This is a genomic window from Streptomyces sp. NPDC107538 (assembly GCF_055657445.1).
In genome coordinates this window covers 502663-529139 of sequence record NZ_JBVKAY010000006.1, presented here as the reverse complement: position 1 = coordinate 529139, position 26477 = coordinate 502663, and the positions used below count along the sequence as shown (strand labels likewise).

Annotated in this window: 25 protein-coding genes; 16 read left to right on the top strand and 9 right to left on the bottom strand. The window is 72.7% G+C overall.

Annotation, left to right across the window (positions count from 1 at the left end):
• Positions 1–87 precede the first annotated feature (87 nt).
• Positions 88–1197, bottom strand: coding sequence for a PAS domain-containing protein (locus ACZ7MG_RS23920; RefSeq protein WP_471383246.1), 1110 nt, complete (start codon positions 1195–1197; stop codon positions 88–90).
• 111 nt (positions 1198–1308) lie between these two features.
• Between ACZ7MG_RS23920 and ACZ7MG_RS23915 the strand changes: the two genes are divergently transcribed.
• From ACZ7MG_RS23915 to ACZ7MG_RS23900, 4 genes are all read left to right on the top strand, one after another.
• Positions 1309–2025 carry an ANTAR domain-containing response regulator gene (locus ACZ7MG_RS23915; RefSeq protein ID WP_471383244.1) on the top strand — a complete coding sequence of 239 codons (717 nt, stop codon included), beginning with the start codon at positions 1309–1311 and terminating at the stop codon, positions 2023–2025.
• Positions 2026–2217: 192 nt separating this feature from the next.
• Complete coding sequence (locus tag ACZ7MG_RS23910; RefSeq protein ID WP_471383242.1) at positions 2218–2922, top strand: hypothetical protein; 705 nt, start codon at positions 2218–2220, stop codon at positions 2920–2922.
• Positions 2923–3161: 239 nt separating this feature from the next.
• Positions 3162–4379, top strand: a complete 1218-nt coding sequence (locus tag ACZ7MG_RS23905; RefSeq protein WP_471383241.1) for an aminotransferase class I/II-fold pyridoxal phosphate-dependent enzyme — start codon at positions 3162–3164, stop codon at positions 4377–4379.
• Between the two features lie 23 nt (positions 4380–4402).
• Positions 4403–5641: an MBL fold metallo-hydrolase gene (locus ACZ7MG_RS23900; protein ID WP_471383239.1), complete on the top strand. Its 1239-nt coding sequence runs from the start codon at positions 4403–4405 to the stop codon at positions 5639–5641.
• 98 nt (positions 5642–5739) lie between these two features.
• Here the strand turns inward: ACZ7MG_RS23900 and ACZ7MG_RS23895 are convergent, their stop codons facing one another.
• Positions 5740–6354, bottom strand: a complete 615-nt coding sequence (locus ACZ7MG_RS23895; RefSeq protein WP_471383237.1) for a DedA family protein — start codon at positions 6352–6354, stop codon at positions 5740–5742.
• Positions 6351–7124 carry an MBL fold metallo-hydrolase gene (locus tag ACZ7MG_RS23890; RefSeq protein WP_471383236.1) on the bottom strand — a complete coding sequence of 258 codons (774 nt, stop codon included), beginning with the start codon at positions 7122–7124 and terminating at the stop codon, positions 6351–6353. Before ACZ7MG_RS23890 ends, ACZ7MG_RS23895 begins: the two co-directional genes overlap by 4 nt.
• A 162-nt stretch (positions 7125–7286) precedes the next feature.
• On the opposite strand from ACZ7MG_RS23890, the gene ACZ7MG_RS23885 reads away from it, so the two are divergent.
• The 6 genes from ACZ7MG_RS23885 to dnaK all read left to right on the top strand — a co-directional run bounded on the left by ACZ7MG_RS23885 (position 7287) and on the right by dnaK (position 15725).
• Positions 7287–7775, top strand: coding sequence for a hypothetical protein (locus tag ACZ7MG_RS23885; RefSeq protein WP_471383234.1), 489 nt, complete (start codon positions 7287–7289; stop codon positions 7773–7775).
• 295 nt (positions 7776–8070) lie between these two features.
• The gene (locus ACZ7MG_RS23880; RefSeq protein WP_471383997.1) at positions 8071–10221 is read left to right on the top strand and encodes a phage holin family protein; all 2151 of its coding nucleotides are present in this window, start codon (positions 8071–8073) and stop codon (positions 10219–10221) included.
• Between the two features lie 93 nt (positions 10222–10314).
• Positions 10315–11376 (top strand): ATP-binding protein, encoded by a 1062-nt coding sequence (locus ACZ7MG_RS23875; RefSeq protein WP_471383233.1) that lies wholly within the window; start codon positions 10315–10317, stop codon positions 11374–11376.
• Positions 11373–13184, top strand: coding sequence for a vWA domain-containing protein (locus ACZ7MG_RS23870; protein WP_471383231.1), 1812 nt, complete (start codon positions 11373–11375; stop codon positions 13182–13184). The genes ACZ7MG_RS23875 and ACZ7MG_RS23870 overlap by 4 nt, the downstream gene beginning before the upstream one ends.
• A 112-nt stretch (positions 13185–13296) precedes the next feature.
• Positions 13297–13722 (top strand): OsmC family protein, encoded by a 426-nt coding sequence (locus tag ACZ7MG_RS23865; RefSeq protein WP_012999567.1) that lies wholly within the window; start codon positions 13297–13299, stop codon positions 13720–13722.
• Positions 13723–13847: 125 nt separating this feature from the next.
• A complete protein-coding gene (gene dnaK, locus ACZ7MG_RS23860; protein WP_471383230.1) occupies positions 13848–15725 on the top strand; it encodes a molecular chaperone DnaK in 1878 nt (625 codons plus the stop codon).
• 157 nt (positions 15726–15882) lie between these two features.
• Here the strand turns inward: dnaK and ACZ7MG_RS23855 are convergent, their stop codons facing one another.
• Positions 15883–16515, bottom strand: coding sequence for a hypothetical protein (locus tag ACZ7MG_RS23855; RefSeq protein ID WP_471383228.1), 633 nt, complete (start codon positions 16513–16515; stop codon positions 15883–15885).
• A gap of 331 nt (positions 16516–16846) precedes the next feature.
• Positions 16847–17710, bottom strand: a complete 864-nt coding sequence (locus tag ACZ7MG_RS23850) for a helix-turn-helix domain-containing protein (protein ID WP_471383226.1) — start codon at positions 17708–17710, stop codon at positions 16847–16849.
• A 224-nt stretch (positions 17711–17934) separates the two neighbouring features.
• Here ACZ7MG_RS23850 and ACZ7MG_RS23845 point away from each other — a divergent pair, with 224 nt between their 5' ends.
• Positions 17935–18378, top strand: coding sequence for a hypothetical protein (locus ACZ7MG_RS23845; protein ID WP_471383225.1), 444 nt, complete (start codon positions 17935–17937; stop codon positions 18376–18378).
• Positions 18379–18385: 7 nt separating this feature from the next.
• Here the strand turns inward: ACZ7MG_RS23845 and ACZ7MG_RS23840 are convergent, their stop codons facing one another.
• The gene (locus tag ACZ7MG_RS23840; protein ID WP_471383224.1) at positions 18386–19228 is read right to left on the bottom strand and encodes a helix-turn-helix domain-containing protein; all 843 of its coding nucleotides are present in this window, start codon (positions 19226–19228) and stop codon (positions 18386–18388) included.
• Positions 19229–19264: 36 nt separating this feature from the next.
• Between ACZ7MG_RS23840 and ACZ7MG_RS23835 the strand changes: the two genes are divergently transcribed.
• The 3 genes from ACZ7MG_RS23835 (at position 19265) to ACZ7MG_RS23825 (ending at position 21528) form a co-directional block, all read left to right on the top strand.
• Positions 19265–20332 carry an ADP-ribosylglycohydrolase family protein gene (locus ACZ7MG_RS23835; RefSeq protein WP_471383222.1) on the top strand — a complete coding sequence of 356 codons (1068 nt, stop codon included), beginning with the start codon at positions 19265–19267 and terminating at the stop codon, positions 20330–20332.
• A gap of 126 nt (positions 20333–20458) precedes the next feature.
• Positions 20459–20764 (top strand): 4a-hydroxytetrahydrobiopterin dehydratase, encoded by a 306-nt coding sequence (locus ACZ7MG_RS23830; protein ID WP_471383221.1) that lies wholly within the window; start codon positions 20459–20461, stop codon positions 20762–20764.
• Between the two features lie 5 nt (positions 20765–20769).
• Positions 20770–21528 (top strand): class I SAM-dependent methyltransferase, encoded by a 759-nt coding sequence (locus ACZ7MG_RS23825; protein WP_471383219.1) that lies wholly within the window; start codon positions 20770–20772, stop codon positions 21526–21528.
• Here ACZ7MG_RS23825 and ACZ7MG_RS23820 read toward each other — a convergent pair.
• Entirely contained in the window at positions 21482–21973 is a 492-nt protein-coding gene (locus tag ACZ7MG_RS23820) for a hypothetical protein (RefSeq protein ID WP_471383217.1), read from the bottom strand. The two genes, ACZ7MG_RS23825 and ACZ7MG_RS23820, sit on opposite strands and share 47 nt — an antisense overlap.
• Positions 21973–22452 (bottom strand): hypothetical protein, encoded by a 480-nt coding sequence (locus ACZ7MG_RS23815; RefSeq protein ID WP_471383215.1) that lies wholly within the window; start codon positions 22450–22452, stop codon positions 21973–21975. Before ACZ7MG_RS23815 ends, ACZ7MG_RS23820 begins: the two co-directional genes overlap by 1 nt.
• 39 nt (positions 22453–22491) lie before the next feature.
• On the opposite strand from ACZ7MG_RS23815, the gene ACZ7MG_RS23810 reads away from it, so the two are divergent.
• On the top strand, positions 22492–23463 hold the full coding sequence (locus ACZ7MG_RS23810; RefSeq protein WP_471383213.1) for a helix-turn-helix transcriptional regulator: 972 nt from the start codon (positions 22492–22494) through the stop codon (positions 23461–23463).
• A 57-nt stretch (positions 23464–23520) separates the two neighbouring features.
• Complete coding sequence (locus tag ACZ7MG_RS23805) at positions 23521–25395, top strand: rhamnogalacturonan lyase (protein WP_471383212.1); 1875 nt, start codon at positions 23521–23523, stop codon at positions 25393–25395.
• 51 nt (positions 25396–25446) lie between these two features.
• Here the strand turns inward: ACZ7MG_RS23805 and ACZ7MG_RS23800 are convergent, their stop codons facing one another.
• A complete protein-coding gene (locus ACZ7MG_RS23800) occupies positions 25447–26364 on the bottom strand; it encodes an endonuclease/exonuclease/phosphatase family protein (RefSeq protein WP_471383210.1) in 918 nt (305 codons plus the stop codon).
• Between the last annotated feature and the right edge of the window lie 113 nt (positions 26365–26477).

The window sequence follows — 26477 nt, the reverse complement described above, 5'->3', positions numbered from 1 at the left end:
GGTGCGGGTGCGTGGGGCTTCTCGCGCCCACGCGGCGGAGCCGCATATGGACACAGCCCCGCGCCCCTTACGGGGCCCGGGGACCGATTACGTGCGCCGGGATTCCATGGCCAGGGCGATGTGGCGGGACATGGTGTCCATCGCCTGGGCCTCGGCCATGGAGAAGGCCAGGCGGGGGCCCGCGCGGAAGAGGGTCAGGACGGCTGTGACGGGGCCGGTGGGGGAGGGGAGGGGGACGGTCAGCAGGGAGGTGACGTTCGCTCTGACCAGGACCGGGGCGCCGGTGCGGTCGTGGCCGAAGGCGGCGGGGTCGGGCGGGCGGATCTGGAGGGTGGGGGAGCCGGTGCGGGCGGCGGCCGTGACGAGGGGGCAGGTGGCGGGGTCCTGGGGCATCAGGAGCTTCGCCTCGGCCTCCGAAGGGGCCAGGACCGTGGTCCGGGTCAGACCGGGGCCCGCCGTGTCGGCGATCACCCAGTCCGCGAAACGGCCGTGCAGGACATGGGCCGCCCGGTCGAGGGCCGCGCCGGCCGGAGCCGCCAGCAGGGCCGTGGTCATGGCGTCGACGAGATCCATGAGCGCCGCGTGCCGGGTGGTCTCGGTGAGGTTGGGCAGCGGGCGGAGGGGTTCGACGGCGGGCATCCGGTCCCCCGCGGGCTGCAGGACGACCAGCACGGTGCTGCGCGGCTCCCCGCCGGGGCGCAGCGCGGTCAGCGTGGCGCGTACCGGGAGCGAGGGGCGCTGCTGCAGATGCACGGTGAGGCTGCGGTCGCCCTCGCCACGGGCCACGGCCGCCGCCTGGGAACGGAACGCCCCCCGGTCGGCATGGGCGAGGAACCCGCTCAGCGGACGCCCCGTCGCATAGCCGGACCGTACGCCGGTGAAAGCGGTCGCGGCCTGGTTGAGGCGCCGCACCACGGTCTCGCGGTCCACCAACAGCACGGGCAGCGGCAGGCTTTGGAAGACGGCCTTCAGCACCTGGTGTTCCTGCGCGGCCGACGGGGCACCGCCGACCGGGCCCGACGTGGTCAGCCGCTCGTACCCGGGCCACAACCGGTCGGCGACATGGTCGAGTTCGAAGATCGCCGCGTCCAGGACCGTCGGCAGATCACCGGTCGGCACCGAGCGGGCGGCCTTGAGCTCCGCGACCCGGCGCACGAAATCCGCGAGTTCCTCACCGAACTCGTCCGTCTGAGTCATGCGACGAACGTAATGCCTGAGCGGCGTCGACGGGCCCGGTGGGATCGAAAGCGGGAGATTCGTTTTCCCCGCAGGTGACCGGGAAGGCGACCCGGAGAGGAGGCGTGCATCATGCCGGAAAGCGAACAACTCGGCCGCGTGGGCCGGGAATCGGCGGAATCCGCACATCCGGGAAGAAGGCTCTCCGAACTCGTCGAACAGGCCGCCCGCTGCACCAGCGACTGCTGCGGCGCCAGCTCCATGGTGACCGACAGCGGCACCGAACGGCCCGCCGCCGTCACCCACCCCGACCTCGCCGGACTCGTCTCGGTCCAACTGCGTTCGGGCGACGGACCGATCCCGTCCGCGCTGGAACGCGGTGAGCCCGTCGACTCCGCCGATCTGCTGCGCGAGGAGCGCTGGCCGGCGTACCGGGCCGTGGCCCTCGACGCGGGCGTACGGTCCAGTGTCACGCTCCCCTTCCGGCGGGCCGGTCTCACCGTGACCCTCAGCCTCTACAGCTTCCGACCCCACACCCTGCAGGACGCCCCGCACGGTCCCGCGCGCGCTCTCGGCGACCTCGCCGCGACCTGTATCGTCCGCGACCGCTCCTATCGGGCCGCCCTCACCGAACTGGACCAGCTCGGCGCCGCCCTGCGCACCCGCCCGGTCGTCGACCAGGCCTGCGGCATGGTCATGCACGTCCTCGGCTGCGACGCCGACAGCGCGTTCGCCGTCCTCCGCCGCATCTCCCAGGGCACCAACCGCAAACTGTCGGACGTCGCGTCGGCGGTGGTGGAGAAGAGGGGGAGGGGCTTGGAACGGGAACTGGTGTCCCTTTCCGGCTGAGTCCCGCCTTGCAGGGGTGCGGGGCTGTACGCATGCGCGGCTCCGTCGCGTGGGCAGGGTCACCCACTCGGCGGCCCCGCGTCCCGCGAATGGTGTCCGGCCGCGCGCGTCCCGCCGGGCTCGGGGCTGTGATGGACGCGGGGCACGGCCGTCGTGCCCCGCCCGCCGGAGCCGCCCGAAGGAGCCCCGCCCATGCCCCCGCCCATGCCCCCGCCCACGCGCCCGACCGTGCGCCGCGTCCGTGTCCTGTCCGCAGCCGCCCTGATCGGCGCCGTCCTCGGTGCCGCCTCGCCCGCGTACGCGGACCCCGCGGCCGAGGTGAACCCGCACTCCGTCGCACCGGGCGGCACGCTCACCTTCTCCGTCTCCTGCGACCCGACCGGCGGCCCCGCCCCCGAGACCATCGACGCCAGCTCCCAGGCGTTCGAACAGGGCACCGTCACCCTGCAGCGGCTCCCCGGCAACGACGACTCCGCCGGCGGCCCCTCCTACCAGGGCACGGCGAAGATCGCGCCCGCCGCGGACTTCGAGACCGGCACCGCGGCGGCGGGCTCCCCCTCCGAGTGGGGTGTGGACGGCATCTGCCCGGCGGCACCCGGCGGCGAGGGCAAACAGTGGAGCGCCGCCTTCGACGTGGCCGTCGGCGGCGACGACCCGTACCACTCCACCCACCAGCCGACGCATCAACCGCCCCACCAGCCGACGCACGAGCCCACCCACGAGCCCACCCATCACGCCAGCCATCCCGTCGCCCCGGTCCAGCGCGGCGTCCACGCGGGCGGCGGCGGGGCCTTCACCGACTCCGTCCCGGCCATGGTCGCCGGTGGTCTCCTCATCGCGGGCGCACTCGGCGCGGCCGTCCACCGTCTGCGCCGCCGGGACCGGGGGACGCCGTGACGCCGCCCGCCGGGACCGGGGGCACCGTGCGGCGCCAACACCGTCGACTCCCCGCCGAACTCCCCCCGGACACGGGGGACATGAGGCCGCTGTGACCGGCGCGACTCGCACGGGGGCCCATGGGGCGCGTGAGCCTGGGTACTGACAGGCCGAGGGTGCGGACGACGCCTGTCACGGCGTGAGGCCGCCCCGGACGACGCACACGACAGCGTGCGCACTCGACGAGCGTGGAGGCACACATGGCGCGGACGGATCCGGAAGGGCACGGTCCGGTCCGTTACGGCCCGCCCCTCCCCGCCCAGGGACTGCCCGTCCTGCCCGAACTGGCCGCCGTGCTCTCCGCCGCCGCGGGCCGCCCCCACCCCGTACCGCCCGGTGGCGATCCCGCCCTCCTGGACGCCGCCAGCGGCTACTGGGACCGGCGTGGCCTCGCCACCACGCGGGACAGGGCCGTCGCCGCCCCCGGTGCCCCCGCCCTGCTCCTCGCGCTGACCGCCGCGATCGGCGGCGACGTCCTGCTGCCCCGGCCGTGCGCCGCCTGGTGGGAGCCGCAGGCGCGGGCGTTGGGGCGCTCGGTGTTCCATGTGGCCACGCCCGCCGAGTGCGGGGGAGTGCCGGACCCGTACGCGCTGCTGGAGACCGTGCGCAGGATCAGAGCCGAGGGCGGCGACCCCCGGCTGCTCGTGCTCTGCGTCGCCGACGACCCCACCGCCACCGTGGCCCCGCCCGAACTGGTGCACGAGGCCATGGAGGCGGCCCTGGGGGAGGGCCTGCACCTGGTCAGCGACGAGACCTGGCGCGACACCGTGCACGACCCGCACGACACCGTGCTGCTCAGCCCCGCCGAGATGTTGCCCGACCGGGTCACCGTCGTCACCGACCTGGCCGGCGCCTTCCTGCCGACGGGCTGGCCGGCCGCCGTGGCCCGCTTTCCGGCCGACGCGGACGGCTCGGGACTGCGCGACCGGGTCCTCGATGTGCTCACCGCGCTGGGCGCGCGCGTCGCCACCCCGGTCGCCGCGGCCGCCGCGTACGCCCTCGACGAGCCCGCCCCCGTCACCGAACGCCTCGCCGCCTCCGTACGGCTGCACGCGCGCCTCGCCGCCGCCGCGCACCGGGCCGTGGTGGCCGCCGGGGCGCTCGCCCTGCCCCCGGGCGCCGGACGGCATCTGTACGCCGACCTCGCCCCGCTGCGTTCGGCGCTCGCCGCGCACGGGGTCGGTGACGCGCAGGAGGCGGAGGACTTCCTCACCGGCCGGCTCGGCATGCCGGCGCCCGGCGGCCACCGGTTCGGGGACGACCTCGGCGCGCTGCGCGTCCGGCTGTCCACCGCGCCGTTTCTCGGCACCACCGACGCGGAGCGCGCCCAGGTCCTGGAGGCACCGGATCCGCTGGAACTCCCGCATGTGGAACGCGCGTTGACACTCTTCGGAGCGGCCTTCGAGGGCCTTCGATGACGGCCCCTCGGGAGCGACGCGAAGTGACCACCGACCCCCGGCACCCCGCCCCCCAAAGGGGCGCGGGGAACTGCGCGATCAGCCCCCACGCACCCCCACTCGGCCACGCACCTCACCCGCCAGACGCGAATCCGCCGACGACACCCACGACCACCGGCACCGCCACGACCACCGGCACCGCCACGACCGCCGGCACCGCCACGACCGCCGGCACCGCCACGACCCCCGGCACCGCTACAACCACCGCTGCCCCGGCGGCCACCGGCGCCCAGGCAGCCGGGGCGTTTCTGGTGCCGCCCCTCGCCGAGCCCCGCCCGCTCGGGGAGCGGCGGCGCTGGCCGCGCTCCTTCGCCGACCGGCTCACCACCCCCCTCCCCGGCCTGAAGGCCTTCGCCCGGTTCGCCCGCGAGGGCTCGGTCCGGCCGGGGGCCGAGGGGCTCGTCGACATCCCGCGACTGCCGTACGCGCCCGCCCCGTTGCCCCGCGTGGACACCCGTACCGTCGCCGTCTCCTGGGCGGGGCACGCCAGTTGGGTGGTGCGGATCGGCGGGCTCACCGTCCTCACCGACCCGGTCTGGTCGCGCCGGATCCTCGGCACGCCCGCCCGGATCACCCCCGTCGGCATCGGCTGGGACGCGCTGCCCCACGTGGACGCGGTGGTCATCTCCCACAACCACTACGACCACCTGGACGCCCCCACCCTGGCGAGACTCCCGCGCGACACCCCGGTGTTCGTGCCCGCCGGACTGGGCCGCTGGTTCCGCCGGCGCCGGTTCCACCGGGTCACCGAGCTGGACTGGTGGGAGGGGGCCGAACTCGGCGGTGTCCGCTTCGACTTCGTACCGGCCCACCACTGGTCCAAGCGCACCCTCACCGACACCTGCCGCTCCCTGTGGGGCGGCTGGGTCCTCACGGCACCCGACGGCAGGCGCCTCTACTTCGCCGGCGACACCGGCTACGGCCACTGGTTCTCCCTCATCGGCCGCCGCTACCCCGGCATCGACCTGGCCCTGCTCCCGATCGGCGCCTACGACCCCCGCTGGTGGCTCAGCGACGTCCACTGCGACCCGGAGGACGCGGTCCGCGCCTTCCAGGACCTCGGCGCCCACCGCATGGCCCCCATGCACTGGGCCACCTTCGTCCTCTCGGCGGAACCGGTCCTGGAACCCCTGACACGGGTGAGGACGGCGTGGCAGACGGCGGGCCTGCCACGAGAGCACCTGTGGGACCTGCCGGTGGGCGGCTCCCGGGTGCTGGACTGACGGACAGGGGCGTAGCCCTGTCCGTCAGGGGCGCGGGGAACTGCGCGACAAGCCCCCCGCGCACCCGCGGCCCGCAACGCACACCAGGTCCCGAGCTCTCAGCGGACCACCCGGCGCCAAACGCTCGGCACCACACTGATCAGCAACGTCAACACGACCGCCGCCAACACCCCTTCCCACGGCTCCTTGAACAGCGACCCGCCCAGAATCCCGATCAACTGATACGTCACGGCCCACGCGAGGCACGCCGGCAGATTCCCCCGCGCGAACCGCCGCAACGGCATCTTCGCCATCAGACAGGCCAGCATCACTGGAATCCGCCCGGCCGGCATCAGCCGGGACAGCACCAGCACGGCCACCCCGTGGTCCTCCAGCTTCGCCTGCGCCTGCTCCAGCCGGTCCTCCGGCGCCCGGCGGCGGATCGCCTCCAGCCACCGCGAACCGTTCTTGGAGCCCATCCCGCGACGCCCCAGCCAGTACAGCGCGATGTCCCCGAGGAACGCGGCGACCGACGCCACCACGAACACCAGCAACAGCGCGAGGGGCGCCGCCTGATGGAAGGCCACCACGGCCGCCGAACTGACCAGCGCCCCGGTCGGCACCACCGGCACCAGCGCCCCGACCAGCACCAGCAGGAACAGCGTCGGATAGCCGATCGCCTGCTGGGTGGACGCGTACGGCAGCGGAGCGCTCGCGGCGCTCAGGACGATCACCGGGCCGCCCCCGGCCGGACGCTCTCCCCGTGTCCCAGCCGGTGCACGGTCACCTCGGGGGCACGGGCGGCGGCGAGGCGCACGAACTCCTCACCGGGGGCGTGGAATTCATGGGGGCGCACAGCGTCCATCCCGATCGGCCAGTACGTGCCGTAGTGCACCGGAACCGCGCTCCGGGGCGCAAGCAGCGCAAGCGCCTCCGCCGCGCGCCCCGCGTCCAGATGACCCTCGCCGAGATACGGCCCCCAGCCGCCGACCGGCAGCAGCGCCACATCGACCGGCCCGACCTCCTTGGCCATCTCCGGGAACAGCCCGGTGTCCCCGGCGAAGTAGGTGCGCGCCTCACCCTCGACCACGAAGCCGAGCGCGGGCGAACGGTGCGGCCCGACCGGCAGCCGCCGTCCGTCGTGCCGGGCCGGAACGGCACGAACGGCCAGGTCACCGACGCTGAGTTCGTCCCCGGCCGCCATCTCGGAGAGCCGGAGATGTGCCAGTCTGCGCAGCCCCGGCACCTGGCGTGCCGCGCCCTTCGGCACCACCAGCCGCGTCCCCGGCGCGAGCCGGGCCAGCGAGGGGACGTGCAGATGGTCGGCGTGCAGATGCGACACCAGCGCGACGTCCGCGACCGCCGCCTCCGGCGGGGGAGGCGCACCCCGGCGCCTTCGCAGATGCGCGAGCCGGCGCGCGAACAGGGGGTCGGTGAGCACCCTCGTACCCGAATCCTCCACGGTGCAGGTCGCATGACCCCACCAGGTGATCTCCACCGGCACTCCGTTCGCCTCCTTCGCGCTACTCCCCCGAGCCTACGGGCTGGAGTAGGGTCTGCGGCCTGGGCCTGTCCGGCGGATCATGCCGTGGACAGGCGTGCCGGGCCCGGTGCCCGTGGCCTGCTCAACGGACGGGGCCCGGACCCGGAGGGGGAGGGGGACACCATGGGAGACAAGGGAGACGGGAGCGGCGCCTCCGGCGTGGCGTACCAGGACGCGGCGCGCGGGTGTGGTGGCGCGGCGGGGCGCGGGGCGGTGGTGCGGGTCGCGGCCATAGCGAGCCTGACCCCGCTGGAGGAACTGGAGGCGGACCCTTTCCTGGTCGACTCCCGCAGCCAGCACGCCATGTGCGCCGGCTGGGCCGCCGAGCGCGGCTATGTGATCACCCGCGAGCTGCTCGTACGCGGTCTGCGCTCCGACCACTGCGCGCTGTGGGCCGACGTCGACGCCGGCCTCGTCGACCTCTTCGTCGCCCCCAGCCACCGCGTCCTCGAACGCGCCCTCGCCTCCGTCGACGACTTCACCGCCGAGTGCGCCCGGCGCGGCATCCGCGTCGAGACCGTCGGCCACGCCGAACCCGCCTACGACGCCCAGATGAAGGCCCACGTCCACCGCCGCCTCTCCATGCCGACAGCGGGCTACGACGGCCGCTGAGCGGGGGACGGGGCGCTGAGCGGGGGACGGGCCGCTGAGCAGCTGACGAGGGCGCCCTTTCGAGCGCCGGGCACCTTGAAGGGGCGCGGGGAACTGCGCGAGAAGCCCCACGCACCCGCAGCCCGCGACGCACAGCAACCCCCACCCCCTCCCCGGACCGTGCCCCCATGCCACCCCGAAACGCCACCCCGGCGCCCCCACCCCGTATGACAGTCTGAGCCCAGGAAACGGGACGTAAGGATGGCCGAACGTGGGCGGTGGCCGCTGGCGGAGGGTACTGAGCGGGATCTGGCGGATGCTCGCCGTATGGGCGGTGTCCACCCTGACGATGCTCGTGCTCGCGGGCGCCCTGCCCGACTTCCGGCTGCAGTCCGAGTCCGGTGAGAGCGCCACCCAGATCGCCGTGACCGCGGCCTTCGGCGCCGGCGCCTTCGGTCTGCTCTCCTCACTGGTGTGGCCCCTGCTGGTGCGGGCCCTGCTGCTGGTCCCGGCGCTCGTCCTCGGCCTGCTCGTCTTCTTCCTCAACGGCTCCCTGCTCCTGCTCGCCCTGCGCCTGAACCCCTCCGGCCAGGGCGCGGTGGCGCCCGAGACCGCCGTGGTGGTCGCCGCCGTGATGTCCGCCGTCGCCTCCGCCACCGGCGGCGCCCTCGCCGTACGGGACGACGACGCCTACCGCCGCCGGCTGTACCGGCTGGCCGACCGCCGCCGCAGGCACGCCGAAGGCCGTCCGGGGCCCGCCGGACCCGGCACCGTCTTCCTCCAGCTCGACGGCGTGGGCCACGATGTCCTGGAGGCGGCGACGGAGAAGGGCCTGATGCCCACGGTGGCCGCCTGGCTCGGCCGGTCACCGGACGGCACCCCGCACCCCGGACCCGCCGCCGGACCCGCCCCCGGACCCACGCCCCGGCCCACCCACCGGCTCACCCCCTGGCGCACCGACTGGTCCAGCCAGACCGGCGCCAGCCAGCTCGGCATCCTGCACGGCACCAACCACGACGTGCCCGCCTTCCGCTGGTACGAGAAGGACACCCGGGAGGTGATGGTCTGCAACCGGCCCTCCAGCGCCGCCGAACTCCAGCGCCGGGCCATCGACCGCACCGGCGACGGCGGTCTGCTCACCGTCGACGGCGCCAGCCGCGGCAACCTGTTCAGCGGCGGCGCCGAGCAGCTCGCGCTCGTCCTGTCGATCGCGGCCCGCCGGGGCCGCCGGAACCGTTCCCGCGCCGGGTACTTCGCCTACTTCTCCGACCCGGCCAACGCCGTCCGTACCGCCATGTCCTTCGTCGCCGACGTCATCCGCGAGACCGGCCAGTCCACCCGCGCCCGGTTCGCCCAGCAGCGGCCCCGCGTCAAACGCGGCGGGCTCTACCCGTTCATCCGCGCCTTCGCGACCGTCGTCGAGCGCGATGTGGTGGTCTCCGCGGTGATCGGCGACATGTTCGCGGGCCGCGCGGCGATCTACGCGGACCTGGTGGCGTACGACGAGGTCGCCCACCACTCCGGCCCGCACAGCCGGGACGCCGCGAAGGTCCTCGAACGCCTCGACCGCTCCCTCGCACTGATCGCCCAGGTCGCCGAACACGCCCCGCGCGCCTACCGGATCGTGCTCCTCTCCGACCACGGCCAGAGTCCCGGCGAGACCTTCCTCGGCCGCTACGGCCTCACCCTCGGCAACCTGGTCCGGGCCGGTTGCGGGCTGCCCGTGCCGCGCCGGGCCCGGCGCACCCACAGCGGTGCCGAGGCCCGTGCATCGGTCCGGGCCGCGCTGCGGATCCCCGTCGAGGAGGGCGTCGAGGAGCACCGGCCGACCCGCCGCTCCGAGCCGATCGTCCTCGCCTCCGGCAACCTCGGCCTGGTCTCCTTCCCGGACGTCTCCCACCGGCTGAGCCGCGAGGAGATCGACGCCCGCCACCCGGCCCTGCTCTCCACCCTCGCCAACCACCCCGGCATCGGCTTCGTCCTGGTCCGCAGCGAGGAACACGGCGGCCTCGTCCTCGGCGCGCACGGCGCGGAGATCCCGGTCGACGAGCTGAGCGACGAACACCCAGGCCCCCTCGCCGACTTCGGCCCCGGCGCCGCCGACGCCGTACGCCGTACCCACGGCTTCCCGCACACCGCCGACATCATGGTCAACTCCTGGTACGACCCCACCGACGGCGAAGTCCTCGCCTTCGAGGAACAGATCGGCTCCCACGGCGGCCTCGGCGGCTGCCAGTCCCGCCCCTTCCTCATGTCCCCCCTGGCCCTCTCCGCCCCGGTGGAGCACGACGAGCCCTTGGTGGGCGCGGAACAGATCCACGGGGTCCTGCGGCGCTGGTTGAGAGAATCGAACGGTCCCCAAGTCCCCGTGGCCGAGCCGGAGCGCCCCGAAGGGGCGCGGGGAACTGCGCGACCAGCCACGAACCGACCCGCACCCGCCAAAGAACAGAACCCGGCAGACGCATAGGCACCCGATCCACAAATAATCGGCTGCGCTCCCGCGAACAGCTCGCCCACACTGTTCGCACCGTTCGAAGAACAAACCCCTGGAGCCCACGCCTTGCAGGCAGCCGTCACCGTCACGCCCTCTCGTCTCCCCGAGCTTCTGCTCAACCTCGCCACCGTCCGCCCCGTCTTCGTCTGGGGCGTCCCCGGCATCGGCAAGTCCTCCCTCGTACGGGACTTCGCCGAGTCCCTGGGCCTGGAATGCGTCAGCCTCCTCGGCACCCAGCTCGCGCCGGAGGACCTGATGGGCGTCCCGCAGATCCGTGACGGCCGCTCGGTGTTCTGCCCGCCGGAGGCGATCGCCCGCGACGAGCCGTACTGCCTGTTCCTGGACGAGCTGAACGCGGCCGGCCCGGATGTGCAGAAGGCCTTCTACTCGCTGATCCTGGACCGCCGTATCGGCAACTACGAGCTGCCGAAGGGGTCGATCGTCATAGGCGCCGGCAACCGCGCCACCGACAACGCCCTCGCCCGCCCGATGGCCTCCGCCCTGGTCAACCGGCTCACCCACGTCCATCTGGAGGCCTCGCCGAAGGACTGGCTGGTGTGGGCGCGGGGCGGCGGTATCCACCCCTGGGTCGTGGACCACCTCACCGACCGCCCGGACCATCTGTGGTCGAAGCCGCCGAAGAGCGAGGAGCCGTTCTCGACGCCCCGCTCCTGGCACATGCTCTCCGACGCGCTGCACTCCTTCGGCCGCGACCTCGACGAGGAGACCCTGGCGGTCCTGGCGCACGGGACGCTCACCCCGGCGCACGCGGTCGCGTTCCGCGGCTACGTCAAGATCGTGCGCAGCCGCTTCGGCATCGAGGCGATCCTCAAGGGCGAGGCCGGCTGGCCCCACCGCGTGGAGGACCGCGACCTGCTCTACTACCTCGCCGACTCCTTCCGTGGCCGACTGATCAAGGAACTGCCGGTCAGCAGGCAGCACATGTCGGCGAACGGGCGGCAGACCGCCTACCGCGCCAAGTCGCTGCTGGTGCGGCTCGCCGAGATCTCCGTCGAGGTCGCCCAGACCGTCATCGCCGACGACCCCGACGGCAACCCCGTCCTGCCCGCCTGGTTCCTCGTCGAGGCGGCCCGCGACATGCCCCGGCTGGTCGAGGCCCGCAGGTGAGCGGCGCGGGCGGCAAGGGGAAGGCCCAGCGGAAGACGAAGCGGGACCTCGCCGGTGAGGCGTTCGAGGCGGGACTGGCGACGGTGCGCTGCAACTCCGCGCTGCGCGCGGTCGGGTTCACCGTCTGCCGCAACGAGAAGTGTGCCGTCGCGCCCCGCCAGGGCCTGGTCCGCGTCGACTCCGAGGGGGTGCTGCATGCGGACCCCGACCGGCTCGCCACCCCCGACGCCTGGGCCTGGGCCATCGCCCACGCCGCCCTCCACCTCGGCTTCGGACACGTCCCGTCGGCCCCGGACGTGCGCGACCAGCCCGACCGGTTCGACCTCGCCGCCCGCTGTGTCGCCGTCAACCGGTTCCTGCTCACCTTCCCCGTCGGCCTGACCCCCGAGCATCTGCCCACCCGCTACCCGGACGGCGACGAGGAACGGCTCGCCGCCCACTGGCGCCGCGACGGCCTCCCGGCGGTGTTCGAGAACTGCGGCACGGCCGGCAGCGAGCCCGACCAGCTGCTGCTGCCCCGGCCCAAGTGGCGGGGACAGCCCACGGACTGGCAGCTGGCCTTCGCGCACGCCCTCACCCGCACGATGTCCGCCGCGATGGACATGGCGGGCGGCCGCCGCGCGACCCTGGACGACGAACCGGTCCGCAGACGGCCCTGGGAGAAGGCCCTGAGCTGGTTCATCTCCTCCTACCCGCTGCTCGGCGGGATCGCGGCCGGCATCCGGATCGTCGCCGACGTCGAACTCGCCCACGCCCACGGCATCTCCATCGCCGCCGTCGACGCGGAGGCCGGGGAGATCTACATCAACCCGCTGCGCCGGTTCGACGACGAGGAATGGCGGTTCATCCTCGCCCACGAGATGCTGCACGCCGCCCTGCGCCACGGCGACCGCCGCGGCACCCGCGACCCGTATCTCTTCAACGTCGCCGCCGACTACGTCATCAACGGCTGGCTGCGGGAGATGCGCGTCGGCACCATGCCCGACGGGCTGCTGTACGACGCCGGGCTGGCCGGGCTGTCGGCCGAGGAGGTCTACGACCGGATCGCCGGCGATCTGCGCCGGATGCGCCGGCTCGCCACCCTCCGCGGCAAGGGCGCCGGTGACATCCTCGGCGGCCCGCTCGGCTCACCCCGTGACTACGTGGACCTCGACGAGTTCTACCGCAGGGGCCTCGCCCGGGGCTTCGAGCTGCACGAGCGGCAGGAACGCGGGCTGCTGCCCGCGGGCCTGGTCGAGGAGATCCGCGCCCTCAGCCATCCGCCGCTGCCCTGGGACGCGCAACTCGCCCGCTGGTTCGACGAGTTCGTGCCCCGCCCGCAGCCCGTACGGACCTACGCGCGCCCCTCGCGCCGGCAGTCGGCGACCCCCGACATCCCGCGCGCGGGACGGTACTTCCCGCCCGAGGAGATCGCCCGCTGCACCTTCGGTGTCGTCCTCGACACCTCCGCCTCCATGGACCGCACGCTGCTCGGCAAGGCGCTGGGCGCGATCGCCTCGTACGCCGAGGCCCGTGACGTACCGGCCGCCCGTGTCGTCTTCTGCGACGCCGCCCCGCACGACGCGGGCTTCGTCCCGGTCACCGAGATCGCCGGGCGGGTCCGGGTCCGCGGGCGCGGCGGTACGGAACTGCAGCCGGGCGTCGATCTGCTGCTCCGGGCCGAGGACTTCCCGCGGGGCGCGCCGGTGCTCGTCATCACCGACGGGTGGTGCGATGTGCTGCGGGTGCGCCGTGAGCACGCCTATCTGATTCCACAGGGCGCTCGTCTGCCGTTCACCGCGCGGGGGCCGGTGTTCAGAGTGAGATGAGCGTCGCACGCGCCGGAGTGTGATCGGATGGGGCACGGAACCCGGCAACGGGACCCCGGCAAGGGGGTTCTGGCAGCCGGACCGGCATCGTGACCCACAGAAAGGACTCATCGTGGCCACCACGCGCACCGCACACACCGTCTGGGAAGGCGAGCTGCTCAAGGGCACCGGCACCGTCACCTTCGACTCCTCCGGCATCGGTTCGCAGCCGGTGTCGTGGCCGTCGCGCGCGGAGCAGGCGAACGGCAAGACCAGCCCCGAGGAGCTGATCGCGGCCGCCCACTCCAGCTGCTTCTCCATGGCGCTCTCGCACGGCCTCACCGGCGCGGGCACCCCGCCCACCCGTCTGGAGACCAAGGCCGACGTGACCTTCCAGCCCGGCGAGGGCATCACCGGTATCCACCTCACCGTCCGCGGCGAGGTCCCCGGTCTGGACGCGGCCGGCTTCCAGGAGGCGGCCGAGGGCGCAAAGAAGAACTGCCCGGTCAGCCAGGCCCTGACCGGCACGACGATCACGCTGACCGCCGAACTCGCCTGACGGTCTGCTTCGCGCGCCCCGTCGCCGCCCCGTTGACAAGTGCCCACTCAAGTTTTGTGCTGGTGGTGGGGACACTTGGCGGAACCTCGCGGATCCTTGCGGATCTCCGCTGGAAGGGGACGGCGATGGGGCGTGCGGTCGGGGTCGATCTCGGTACGACGAACTCGGTGGTGGCTGTGCTGGAGGGCGGCGAGCCGACGGTCGTCGTCAACGCGGAGGGGCAGCGGACCACACCCTCGGTGGTGGCGTTCGCCAAGAACGGCGAGGTGCTGGTCGGCGAGGTCGCCAAGCGGCAGGCCGTGACGAACGTGGAGCGCACCGCGCGCTCTGTCAAACGCCATATGGGCGACGGGGGTTGGCGGTTCCCCGAGCAGGGTGCGATGCAGGGTTCGGCGCAGGGCACCGTGGACGGCACCCGCTACCGGGCCCAGGAACTCTCCGCGCGCGTCCTGCAGAAGCTGAAGCGGGACGCCGAGTCGTATCTCGGGGAGGACGTCACCGACGCCGTCATCACCGTGCCCGCGTACTTCGACGACGCGCAGCGGCAGGCGACCAAGGAGGCCGGCGAGATCGCGGGCCTGAACGTCCTGCGGATCATCAACGAGCCGACGGCCGCGGCCCTCGCGTACGGGCTGGACCGGGGCGAGGAGCAGACCGTCCTCGTCTTCGACCTCGGCGGCGGCACCTTCGACGTCTCCCTGCTGGAGATCGGTGACGGGGTCATCGAGGTGAAGGCCACCAACGGGGACACGCGGCTCGGGGGCGACGACTGGGACCAGCGGGTCGTGGAGTACCTGGTCAAGAGCTTCCGGGGGAAGTACGGCGTCGACCTCGGCACCGACAAGATGGCGCTGCAACGGCTGCGTGAGGGCGCGGAGAAGGCCAAGATCGAGCTGTCCAGTTCCTCCGAGACCTCCATCAACCTCCCCTACATCACGGCCTCCTCCGAGGGTCCGCTCCATCTGGAGGAGAAACTGACGCGGGCTCAGTTCCAGGAGCTGACCGCCGACCTGCTCGACCGCTGCCGGGCGCCGTTCCAGCAGGCCGTGAAGGACGCGAAGGTGAAGGTGGCCGCGATCGACCGGGTCGTCCTCGTCGGCGGGTCGACGCGGATGCCCGCCGTCACCGATCTCGTGCGGGAACTCACCGGCAAGGACCCGCACAAGGGGGTGAACCCCGACGAGGTGGTGGCCGTGGGCGCCGCGCTCCAGGCGGGCGTCATCCGCGGCGACGTCAAGGACGTCCTCCTGCTGGACGTCACCCCGCTGTCCCTGGGCATCGAGACCAAGGGCGGCATCATGACCAAGCTCATCGAGCGCAACACCACGATTCCCACCCGCCGTTCGGAGATCTTCACGACGGCAGCCGACAACCAGCCCTCGGTCGGCATCCAGGTCTACCAGGGGGAGCGGGAGATCGCCGCGTACAACAAGAAGCTCGGCGTCTTCGACCTCACGGGTCTGCCGCCGGCCCCGCGCGGGGTGCCGCAGATCGAGGTGGCCTTCGACATCGACGCCAACGGCATCATGCACGTCTCGGCGAAGGACCTCGCCACCGGCCGCGAACAGAAGATGACCGTGACGGGCGGCTCCGCGCTCCCCAAGGACGACATCGACCGGATGATGCGGGAGGCCGAGCAGTACGCCGACGACGACCGCCGGCGCCGGGAGGCCGCCGAGACCCGCAACCACGCCGAGCAACTCGTGTACCAGACGGAGAAGTTCCTCCGCGAGAACGAGGAACGGGTCCCGGCCGACAGCCGCGCCGAGGTCGAGACCGCGGTGGCCGAGGTCAAACGCCTCCTGGACCACCCCGAGGACACGGCCCCCCTCCGCACCGCCACCGACCACCTCTCCACCACCAGCCAACGCATGGGCCAGGCCATGTACGCCGCCGCGGCCACGCCCACCGCCCCACCACCACCGGGCCCGTCCGAGGACGACACAGTGGTGGACGCGGAGATCGTGGACGAGGAGAAGGGGCCGAAGGGGGGAGCGGCGTAGACCGTCGGACACGGTGACGGCGGGTTCGGCACCACCGGGCCGCTCATGGGCGGGTACTGGTCGCCGTCGCGGCGGAGGGAGCGTGGCGTGCGGCGCCGGAGGAAGGCGTGCGGCCCTGGCCCCGCAGTTGTACCGGCCGCGAAGCTTCCCGGATCGTTCATGCTTCTATGCGCAGCCAGGTATCACCCGCGCGGAGCCAAAGGGAACCGTCGCGGCCTTGGCCGCAGCGCATGACGACTCGACCGGGCACCCGTAGCCGGCGGCGGCTGGTCACTGTCCAGGTGGTGCCGTCGAGCTGAGCACGTATGAGGTCAACGGACCGCTTGTTGTGGTGACGGCGGGTAAGTACTGCCCTGTTGTCGCGGACGGCGAATCCGTCCGGGTGGGGAACGGGGCTGGGGTAGCTGACGACATCGCCGGTCGACGGAGTGATCCGTGTCAGGAAGGTGTCGCCACTGCTGCTGCCGGAGTACCAGACGAGCCATACCTGTTCGTTCTCGGTCGCGGCGGTGCAGCCCCCCAGCGGGTGGTCGGGCAGTCGGTCCTGGGGAGTCCAGGAGGTCCGGCCCTGGGTGTCCCAGCCTGCGAGGCCCGCTCCTGACTCGGGGTGACCGCCGTAGATGCCCTCGTCCCCATGAGCCGTCCAGATGCCTCCCTGGGCGTCGGTGACCAAGGCCGGAATGTCGTCACCGACGCAGAACTCGACCTCAGGTGTTCCGGACGGGGAGAACACCACCGCGTTGGAAGCCCAGGACCCCTCGGGCTCGTTGCGGAACGTACGCCCGCTCACCAGCAGGAATCGGCAATCCGGGAGCAGGGCCAAGTGACTGGGCCGTATCCGAATGTCCTTCACCGGGACGCGCCGCTCCTCCTGTCCCGTGACGGTGACCAGCTCGCCCGTGAACGGGAGTTCCGGCCCCCATCCGATCCACCCCTTGATGTGGCGGGTGTGACGCAGATGTCGCCGATGGACCAGGAAGACCGCAAGCTCACCGACGGGTCCAACGCTCCACCAAAGGGCTCGGTAGCCCCGCATCGCGTCAAGAGCGGGAAGCCGCCACACGCCGTGTATCGCGTCCTCGGAACCAGCAGTCAGGGGGCGGAGATTCATCTCATCCCGCTCAGTACCTGTCGCGGTACCGCAGCAGGATGTCCCGGGTCTCCTCGGCGGAGGCCCCGTGTGCGGCCATGTGGTCGAGGACTTCGAGGTGGAGGGCGACCTCGGTGCGGGAGTCGAGGTAGAGGGCGCCGGTGAGGTACTCCGTGTAGACCATGTCGGGGAGTTCGGGTTCGGCGAAGCGGAAGAGGGAGAAGGGGGCGTAGGTGCCGGGGTGGGGGCCGCTGGCGAACTCGCAGACCTGGAGGATCACATGGTCCTTCTCGGTGATCTCCAGGAGTCGGTCGATCTGGTCGCGCATGACCTGGGAGTGCATGCTCACCGGCCGCATGAGGGCCGTCTCGTCCATGATCACCCAGAGGTGCGGTGGTCTCTCCTGGGTGAGGAGCTTCTGTCTGGCCATCCGCAGCGAGACATGGCGTTCGATGGTCTCGGGCCCGGTCCGGCCGACCGTCCCGGCCTCCATCACGGCCCGCGCGTACTCCTCGGTCTGCAGCATCCCCGGTACGAAGTGCGGCTCGTACTGCCGGATCAGATGCGCCGCGCCCTCCAGGCTGACGTACACGCTGAACCAGTCGGGCAGCACATCGTGGAACCGCTGCCACCACCCCGGCTTGTTCGCCTCCTCCGCCAGTTTCACGAAGGCGACGACCTCGGGTTCGGTGACGCCGTACGTCGTCAGCAGGACCTGTACGTACGGGATCTTCAGCGCGACGTCGGCGGTCTCCATGCGCCGTACGGTCGCCGGGGCGACCCGGAGGACGCGTGCCGCCTCCTCGCGTCTGAGCCCGGCGGCCTCCCGCAGTTCCTGGAGCCGTCTTCCGAGCACCACCTGACCCACGGTGGGCGCGGCCCGCCGCTCACTCACGCCACGCCTCCCCACGCGCCGAGATACACCAACAGTCTGTCATGCCCCGGTGGACATCTCACAGGGCCGACCGGAACGCGACGCTCCCGGCGAGCCCCCGGTCACAACGACCCCACAGGGTACGGGGCGTCATGACCTCGGAGGTAATCGACCGCCGTACGCCCCGCGAGGCAGGGTGAGGTCACCGATTCCGACAGTCACCTCGACGGAGGGTGAGATTCGCCATGTCCATGAACACCGTGCCCGCTGCCCGGCTCGCCGTACTCGCCCGCACCACCGACCCCCGGACCATGCTGCGCCGCTTCCTGGCCGCCGACGCCGCCGTGACCGGCGCGAACGGGCTCGCCTACCTCCTCGCGGCGGGCCCCCTCGGCCGCCTCCTCGGGGTCGCCTCCGGACTGCTCCTCGCACTCGGCGCGTTCCTCACCGTGTACGCGGCGGCCGTCGCCCTGCTGGCCTCGCGCGAGCGCCCGCCGGTGCCGCCCGTCCGGGCCGTGATCGAGGCCAACCTGGCCTGGTCCGTCCTCAGCCTCCTCGCCCTGGTGCTGTGGCTCACGCCGAGCACGGCGGGCGCGGTGTGGACGCTGCTGCAGGCGGTCACCGTGGCCGGTTTCGCGGCGGCCCAGTACGTCGCCCTCGGTGCGGCCGGTGACCGACAGAAGAGCTGACTCGACGTCAGGACAGCATGCCGTGCAGGTACTTGACCGTCGCCGGGTCGGCCGGGAGGAACGTCTCGATGGCCAGCTCGGCCACGGTCACGTCCATCGGGGTGTTGAACGTGGAGACCGAGGAGATGAAGGACAGCACCCGGCCCTCGTGCTCGATCCGCATCGGCAGCGCGAAGTAGGCGGCCGCCTCCGCCCCCGCCCCCTCATTGCCGTCCTCGGGCGTGCCCGGCGGCAGCGGATACGCCGCCACCTCCTCGTACAGCGCGCGCAACGGCTCCGAGCGGCGCAGCGCGACCTGGCGTTCCATCTGCTCCAGGAGATGCCCACGCCAGGCGCGCAGGTTCCGGATGCGCGGTGCCATGCCCTCGGGGTGCAGGGTCAGCCGCATCGCGTTGAGCGGCGGCGCGAGCAGCGACTCGGGGACACCGCCGAGCAGCATGAGGATGCCCCGGTTGGCGGCCATGACGTCGTACGTCGCGTTCATCACCAGCGCCGGATACGGCTCGTAGCCCTGGATCAGCCGCTCCATGCCCTCCCGCAGCGCGGCCATCGACGGATCGTCGAGCGGGGTCTCCGGGTAGTGCGGGGCGTAACCGGCCGCGAGAAGCAGCGCGTTGCGCTCCCGCACGGGGACGTCCAGGTGCTCGGCGAGCCGGAGCACCATCTCCTCGCTGGGGCGGGAGCGGCCCGTCTCGACGAAGCTGATGTGCCGCGCCGAGGAACCGGCCCGCAGCGCCAACTCCAGCTGGCTGACCCGCCGTTGCTCCCGCCAGGCCCGCAGCAGCGGGCCCACGCCCTGGTCGGCAGGGGCGGTGGGGCGGCCCGGGGAACCGGTCGGGACAATGGTCATGCGGAAAACGTAACCGAGGCGATCGAGGAGTGGCGCGTGTACAACCCGTGGAACCCGTCCTGGGAGGCGACGGCCGTCTACCGGGCACGGGTACGAGGGTGCCTGCTGGGCGGCGCGGTCGGGGACGCCCTCGGCTACCCGGTCGAGTTCGCCTCGCTGGCGCACATCCGCGCCACGTACGGCGACCGGGGTGTCACCGGGCTCGTACCGGACGGCGACGGCGTCGTGGGCCGGGTCAGCGACGACACCCAGATGACCCTCTTCACCGTCGAGGGACTCCACCAGGCCCATGAGCACGAGCGGCTCAAGGGCGCCGACGCCGTCTGGGCCGAGCTGCTCCGGAGCGCCTACGGCCGCTGGCTCGACACCCAGCGGCAGCCCGGCCCCGACCCGCGCGCCGTCTCCGGCCTCGCCTCCCGCCCCTGGCTGTACGCCCGCCGCGCCCCCGGCAACGCCTGCCTCTCCGGCCTCGCCCAGCCGTTCCGGCCCGAACCGGCCGTCCCGCCGGGGCGCCCCGGACCGGTCAACCCGGACTCCAAGGGCTGCGGCACGGTCATGCGCTCGGCCCCCTTCGGACTGGCCCGCGTTCCGGCCGAGACCGCGTTCGAGCGGGCCGTCCAGGGCGCCCGGATGACCCATGGCCACCCCACCGGCTACTACGCCGCCGGTGCCCTCGCCGCGATCGTCGCCCACCTCGTCGCCGACGAGTCCCTGGAGGGCGCCGTGCTGCGCACCCTGCGGCTGCTGGCCCGGCACCCCGGCCACGAGGAGACCACCACGGCCCTGACCCGCGCCCTCGACCTGGCCGCCGAGGGCGCCCCGACCGCCGAGAAGGTCGAGTCCCTCGGCGCCGGCTGGGTCGCCGAGGAGGCCCTCGCCATGGGCCTGTACTGCGCGCTGGCCACCCACAGCGTCACAGAAGCGCTGCTCCTCGCCGTCAACCACTCCGGCGACAGCGACTCCACCGGTTCGATCTGCGGCAACCTCCTCGGCGCCCACTACGGCGACCACGGGCTGCCCCAGGAGTGGGTGGCGGCGACGGAGGGCCGCGCCGAGATCACCGTCCTCGCGGACGACTTCGCGACGGAGTGCGTACGGATCTGACGGATCCGACGCGGATCCGATGGCGGAGAGGTGCCGGAAGTGTCTGACCAGGGACTCGGCGGCCCCGCTGTGGCACGCTGAAAGGGACCGCACGTCACGGAGGGGACGTCTCGGAAGGAGTGGGCCATGCCCGTCGCACCCTTGTCGCAGAAGGAGATCGAGGACCGGCTGACGGAGCTGCCCGGCTGGTCGCTGGACGGGGGCAGGATCGCCCGCTCCTACCGGCTGGGCTCACACTTCGCGGCCACCGCGCTGGTCGTGCACATCGCCCAGACCCAGGAGGAGCTGGGCCACCACTCCGACCTCACCCTCGGCTACGACACGGTGTCGCTCACCATCAGCACGCACAGCGCGGGCGGCGCCGTCACCGAGAAGGACTTCGAGCTGGCCCGCAGGGTGGAGGCGCTCGCGCCCGGCCACGGGGCGAGCTGAGGCGGGTGCTGGACTACGACAAGGAGGCCGGCGACTACGACGCCCTGCGCGGCGGCGAGCCCCGCGCCGAGGCCGCTGCCCGCGCCGTCCTGGGCCTGCTCCCCGAGGGCCCCCGCCGGCTGCTCGACATCGCCTGCGGCACCGGCATCGTGACCCGGCGGCTCGCGGCCGCGCTGCCCGGGACATGGGTCACGGGGGTCGATCTCACGTACGCGATGGCGAGCCGGGCCGCCACCCGGCTGCCCGGCTCCGTCGTGATCGGCGACGGCCGTCGACTCCCGTTCCGGGACGGGGAGTTCGACGCCGTCGCCAGTGTGTGGCTGCTGCATCTGCTGGACGGCCCCGAGGACGTACGGGCCGTGGTCGGCGAGTGCGCCCGGGTGCTCCGGCCCGGCGGTGTCTATGTCACGACCGTCGACAAGGGCGCCTCCCACAACGTGGGCAGCGACATCGACGCCGTGCTCGCCGCCCGCCCCCGCCGCCCGGCGACCGACACGCCGGCCGACATCGAGTCGTACGCCGCCGGACAGGGTCTCGAACCGGCCGGCCGGGCGACGTTCGCGGGCCGGGGGCAGGGCCGCAGCCCCCGGCGCGCGCTCACCGATCTGCGGCGCGGCTGGTTCGTCACGCTCCCGCCGGGCGATCCGCTGGCCGAGCGGTTCGCCGTCCGTCTGGCGGCCCTGCCCGACCAGGACCGGGACCGCCCGGAGCCGACGTTCAGCCTGCGGGCGTTCCGGAAGCCGCCGGGGCCTGCGGCCGGGTGAACTCCATGACCCAGTTGGTCAGCCAGCCCGCCCCGTCGTCCGTCGAGAACGCCTGCTCCCAGCGGGCCGATGTCGCGGTGATGTCCGACCACACGAACTGCACCCTTACGTCCTTGCCGTCGTAGGTGTCGTCACCGTGGAACTCGCCCCGGCCGCCGGTGAATCGGCCCACGACGGGCGGGAACAACGTGCCGCTGCGGCTGGAGGACCAGTTCAGCGACCAGGTCCGGGTCTCCGTGTCGAACAGCCGCAGGGTGAGCCCCTTCGAGCCGAGGTGCGGCATGTCGATCTCGTCGATGTTCGCGGCGCCGTCGAACAGGGACCAGCACCGGCTGGTGGACGGGAACTCCTCCCAGCCGCTGTCCGGGTCGAGGAAGTCGGTGCGGCGGCGGTGGTGGACCTCCCACTCGCCGTGGAAGAAGTCGAAGTCGTGCGGGCTGCTCATCAACGGTCTCCGGTCGTTCCGGCGGGCAGGGAGTCGGCCAAGTAGGCGTCGAGGTCGGGGAGTTCGGGCGCGAGGATGTGCCGTATCCAGGCGTCGCGCTCGTGCTGGATCGGCGGGAGTTCCCACACGCAGCCGATCCACGGCCGGTCGGTGGGGACGAAGTGCGTGGGGTCGGTGTCCGGGCAGCCGAGCACCGGCTGTCCCGCCGCAGCGCCGGCGAAGTGGAGGACGTTGTCCCACACCCAGCTGTAGACGTTGAGGTAGGCGCCGGTGTCGCCGCCCCGGTGCAGGACGACGAAGGTCGCGGGCGGGGTCGTCGCGTCCGGCTCCGGCAGCAGTTTCGGCAGCAGCGCGTAAGCCGCCTCCGCGACCTCGGGCGCGATACCGGCCGGGTCGGCGGTGACGTGATAGCGCTTGACGCGCCGACCGGCCGCCTCGACGGGCGGCGGCACGGTCAGCAGCTTCTCGGTGAAGGGCATGGCGGCACGTTAGAGCCGCTTCACTGACACCATATGTCAGTGAAGTCCAGCCGACTCGTCTCGATCCTCCTGCTACTCCAGACCCGGGGACGGATGACCGCCGCCCAGCTCGCCGAGGAGCTGGAGGTCTCCGTCCGCACGGTCTACCGGGACGTGGAGGCGCTGGGCGCGGCCGGGGTCCCGCTGTACGGCGACGCGGGCCATGCCGGGGGCTACCGCCTCCTCGACGGCTACCGCACCCGCCTCACCGGGCTGACCAGGGACGAGGCCGAGGCCCTGTTCCTCGCGGGCGTCCCCGGCCCGGCCGCCGAGCTGGGCCTCGGCGCGGTCCTGGCCGCCGCCCAGCTGAAGGTCCGCGCGGCCCTCCCCGTCGAGCTGCGGGCGCACGCCGACCGGGTCGCCGGCCGCTTCCACCTGGACGCGCCCGGCTGGTACGCGGAGGCCGACGACACCCCGTTCCTGCCCGCCGTGGCCGACGCGGTCTGGAGCGGCCGGGTTCTGCACGTGCTCTACCGCCGCTGGGCCGAGCCGACGGATGTGCGGCGCCGCCTGGAACCGTACGGGCTGGTCCTGAAGGCCGGCCGCTGGTACGTCGTCGCGGGCCCGGGGCCCCGTACCTTCCGGGTGGACCAGATCCTCGACCTGCTGGAACCGGACGCCCCCGCCGAGGAGTTCACCCGCCCCGACGACTTCGACCTGGCCGCGTACTGGACGGCGTACCAGCGCGACTTCCACGCCCGGCTGCACCGGGACGAGGCACTGGTCCGGCTGGCGCCGGGCACGACCCTGCCCAAGGCGGTGCCGGTCGAGGGGAGCGGCACGGGTGACGACGGCTGGACCACGGTACGGGTGCCCATCGAGTCGGTCGAGCACGCGCACGGGGAGTTCCTGCGGCTGGGCGCGGACATCGAGGTGCTGCAACCGGCCGAGCTGCGGGGCCGGATCGCCCGGACCGTGGCCGAACTGGCCGAAAGATACGGGAACGTGGCCGGGAACAGCGGCAACCGATAGGCGGAAGGCGGCAACCGTCAGTGCGGAACCCGTCCGTCCTTTCTGGAGGTTCGTCCCGTGCAGCACCCGCCCAGGCACCCCAGGCATCACAGACGCCGAGCCCTGCGCTCGGTCGTGACAGCGGCCCTCGTCGCCGCCGGACTCACCACGTTCACCGGCACGCCCGCCGAGGCAGCCACCGCCCGCCAGGTCGAGCGCCTCGATCGGGGCGTGGTCAGCGTGCACGTCGACAGCGGCAATCTGGTCAGCTGGCGCTGGCTGGGCACCGACCCCAACGATGTGTCGTTCAACGTCTACCGGGCCGGTACGAAGGTCAACTCGGCCCCGATCACCGGCTCCACGAACTACTTCCACTCCGGCGCGCCCGCCCAGGCCGACTACACCGTCCGCGCGATCGTGGGCGGCGTGGAGCAGGGCGACTCGGTGCACGCGGTCCAGCTCCGCACCGGCTACAAGGACGTACCGATCAGCGCGCCCGCCGGCGGCACCACCCCGGACGGCGTGGCGTACACCTACGAGGCCAACGACGCCTCCGTGGGCGACCTGGACGGCGACGGCGCCCTGGAGTTCGTCCTGAAGTGGCAGCCGACCAACGCCAAGGACAACTCCCAGTCCGGCTACACCGGCAACACCATCGTCGACGGCATCAAGCTCGACGGCACCCGGCTGTGGCGCATCGACCTGGGCCGCAACATCCGCTCCGGCGCGCACTACACGCAGTTCCAGGTGTACGACTACGACGGCGACGGCAAGGCGGAGATCGCCGCGAAGACGGCGGACGGCACGGTCGACGGGGCGGGGACGGTCATCGGCAGTTCGTCGGCCGACCATCGCAACTCCTCCGGCTACATCCTGTCCGGGCCCGAGTACCTGACCATGTTCAACGGCCAGACCGGGCGCGCGATGCAGACCGTCGACTACGTCCCGGCCCGGGGCACGGTCTCGTCCTGGGGCGACTCGTACGGCAACCGCGTCGACCGCTTCCTCGCCGGGACGGCCTATCTGGACGGCGCCCGGCCCTCGCTGATCATGGCCCGCGGCTACTACACCCGTTCGGTGATCGCCGCCTGGGACTGGCGGAACGGCTCCTTCACCCGCCGCTGGACCTTCGACACCAACTCCTCCACCAACTCCGGCCGGGGCTACGACGGGCAGGGCTCGCACAGTCTCTCCGTCGGGGACGTCGACAACGACGGCCGGGACGAGATCGTGTACGGCGCGATGGCCGTGGACGACAACGGGAACGCCCTCTGGACGACCAGGACGGGCCACGGCGACGCCCAGCACCTGGGCGACCTCGACGCGTCCACCTCGGGCCTGGAGTACTTCAAGGTCTCGGAGTCGACCTCCCAGCCCGCCGAGCTGTACATCAACCCGGCCAACGGGGCGGTCCGCTGGCAGCTCGCCGCCTGCTGCGACAACGGCCGGGGCGTGGCCGGTGACATCTACGCGGGCAACGACGGGCCCGAGATGTGGTCGGCGTCCGACTCCTCCGTCCGGGACGAGGGCGGCGCGACGAAGGGCCGTGAGCCCTCCTCCGTCAACTTCCTCTCCTGGTGGGACGGCGACCCGGTCCGCGAACTCCTCGACGGCACCCGGATCGACAAGTACGGCACCTCCGCCGAGACCCGGCTGCTGACCGGCTCCGGGGTGTCGTCCAACAACGGCACCAAGGCGACGCCCGCCCTGTCCGGCGACATCCTCGGCGACTGGCGCGAGGAGGTCGTCTGGCGCACCAGCGGCAACACGGCCCTGCGGATCTACTCGACGCCGATCGAGACCAGCACGAGAATCACGACCCTGCTGCACGACCCGATGTACCGCACGGGTCTGGCCTGGCAGAACACCGCCTACAACCAGCCCCCGCACACCAGCTTCTTCATCGGGAACAACATGCCGACGGCGCCCCGGCCGACGGTGTACACCCCGTAGCACCGGCCCGTGGGCGGGCCCGGCCCGCCCACGGACTCCGGTTCGAGGTCGTCAGCCCAGCGTCAGCGACGCCTGCACGGGCAGATGGTCGCTGGGGAACTGGCCGTTGGACGCGAAGGTGTTGATGGCCGCCCGGTGCGCGGTGACGCCCGGCGTGGTCAGGATCCAGTCGATGCGGTCGCCGCCCGGGGTCAGCGGGCGGTAGCCGTGGAACGTCGCGTACAGGGCGGTGCGCTCGGCCGCCGTGTCCCAGGTGTCGACGAGCCCGGCGCCCAGCATGGTGTCGTAGACCGTGTTCCGGTGGGCGGCCACGTTGAAGTCGCCGGTGACGACGAGGGGGAGCGACCGGTCGAACCCGGCGATGCGCTGGGCGATCAGGGCGGCGGCGCGGTCGCGGGCGTACTGGCTGAGGTTGTCGAGGTGGGTGTTGAGGAAGTAGAACTCCCGGTCGCCGTCCTGCAGATCGCGGAACCGCACCCAGGTGACCATCCGGATGGAGCCGCCGCCCCAGGTGTTCGAGCCGGGCACCTCCGGGGTGTCGGAGAGCCAGAAGTGCCGGTACTCGACGGGCGCGAGCCGCCGGGTGTCGTAGAAGACCGCCATGAACTCGTCGCGGTTGCCGCCCGCGCGTCCGGTGCCGATCCAGCGGTAGTTCCCGCCGAGGTCGGTCTCGATATCGAGCAGCTGCTGGTAGAGGCCCTCCTGGGTGCCGATGACCTGGGGTGCCTCCTGCCGCAGCAGGGCCCGCATCACGGGTCTGCGTACGGCCCAGCTGTTGGGCTGGACGGTGCTCGCGTAGCGCAGGTTGAAGGACATGGTGGAGAGCGGGGGCACGGCGGCCTCCTCTTCCGCCGTCGCGGCGGCCGGTGCACTGGTCAGTCCGGTGGTGCGGGACAACGGCAACAGTACCGCCGCCGCGAGGGCGGTCTTCAGGCCCAGTCGGCGCGTGACGCGGCTGTGGTTCGGCACAGGGGCTCCTTCTGTGAAGGTCTCCGGGCGAGCCGTGCGTACACACTCTGGGATGCCCCTCTGGGCCCGTCATGAACATGTCGTTAGGGCGGGGTGCACAGGGATCGAAGAGG

Bases quoted from the DNA above. Each gene is read 5' to 3' on its own strand.
- ACZ7MG_RS23920 (WP_471383246.1), bottom strand. From the start codon at position 1,197: ATGACTCAGACGGACGAGTTCGGTGAGGAACTCGCGGATTTCGTGCGC.
- ACZ7MG_RS23915 (WP_471383244.1), top strand. From the start codon at position 1,309: ATGCCGGAAAGCGAACAACTCGGCCGCGTGGGCCGGGAATCGGCGGAA.
- ACZ7MG_RS23910 (WP_471383242.1), top strand. From the start codon at position 2,218: ATGCCCCCGCCCATGCCCCCGCCCACGCGCCCGACCGTGCGCCGCGTC.
- ACZ7MG_RS23905 (WP_471383241.1), top strand. From the start codon at position 3,162: ATGGCGCGGACGGATCCGGAAGGGCACGGTCCGGTCCGTTACGGCCCG.
- ACZ7MG_RS23885 (WP_471383234.1), top strand. From the start codon at position 7,287: ATGGGAGACAAGGGAGACGGGAGCGGCGCCTCCGGCGTGGCGTACCAG.
- ACZ7MG_RS23880 (WP_471383997.1), top strand. From the start codon at position 8,071: ATGCTCGCCGTATGGGCGGTGTCCACCCTGACGATGCTCGTGCTCGCG.
- dnaK (WP_471383230.1), top strand. From the start codon at position 13,848: ATGGGGCGTGCGGTCGGGGTCGATCTCGGTACGACGAACTCGGTGGTG.
- ACZ7MG_RS23845 (WP_471383225.1), top strand. From the start codon at position 17,935: ATGTCCATGAACACCGTGCCCGCTGCCCGGCTCGCCGTACTCGCCCGC.
- ACZ7MG_RS23840 (WP_471383224.1), bottom strand. From the start codon at position 19,228: ATGACCATTGTCCCGACCGGTTCCCCGGGCCGCCCCACCGCCCCTGCC.
- ACZ7MG_RS23830 (WP_471383221.1), top strand. From the start codon at position 20,459: ATGCCCGTCGCACCCTTGTCGCAGAAGGAGATCGAGGACCGGCTGACG.
- ACZ7MG_RS23820 (WP_471383217.1), bottom strand. From the start codon at position 21,973: ATGAGCAGCCCGCACGACTTCGACTTCTTCCACGGCGAGTGGGAGGTC.
- ACZ7MG_RS23815 (WP_471383215.1), bottom strand. From the start codon at position 22,452: ATGCCCTTCACCGAGAAGCTGCTGACCGTGCCGCCGCCCGTCGAGGCG.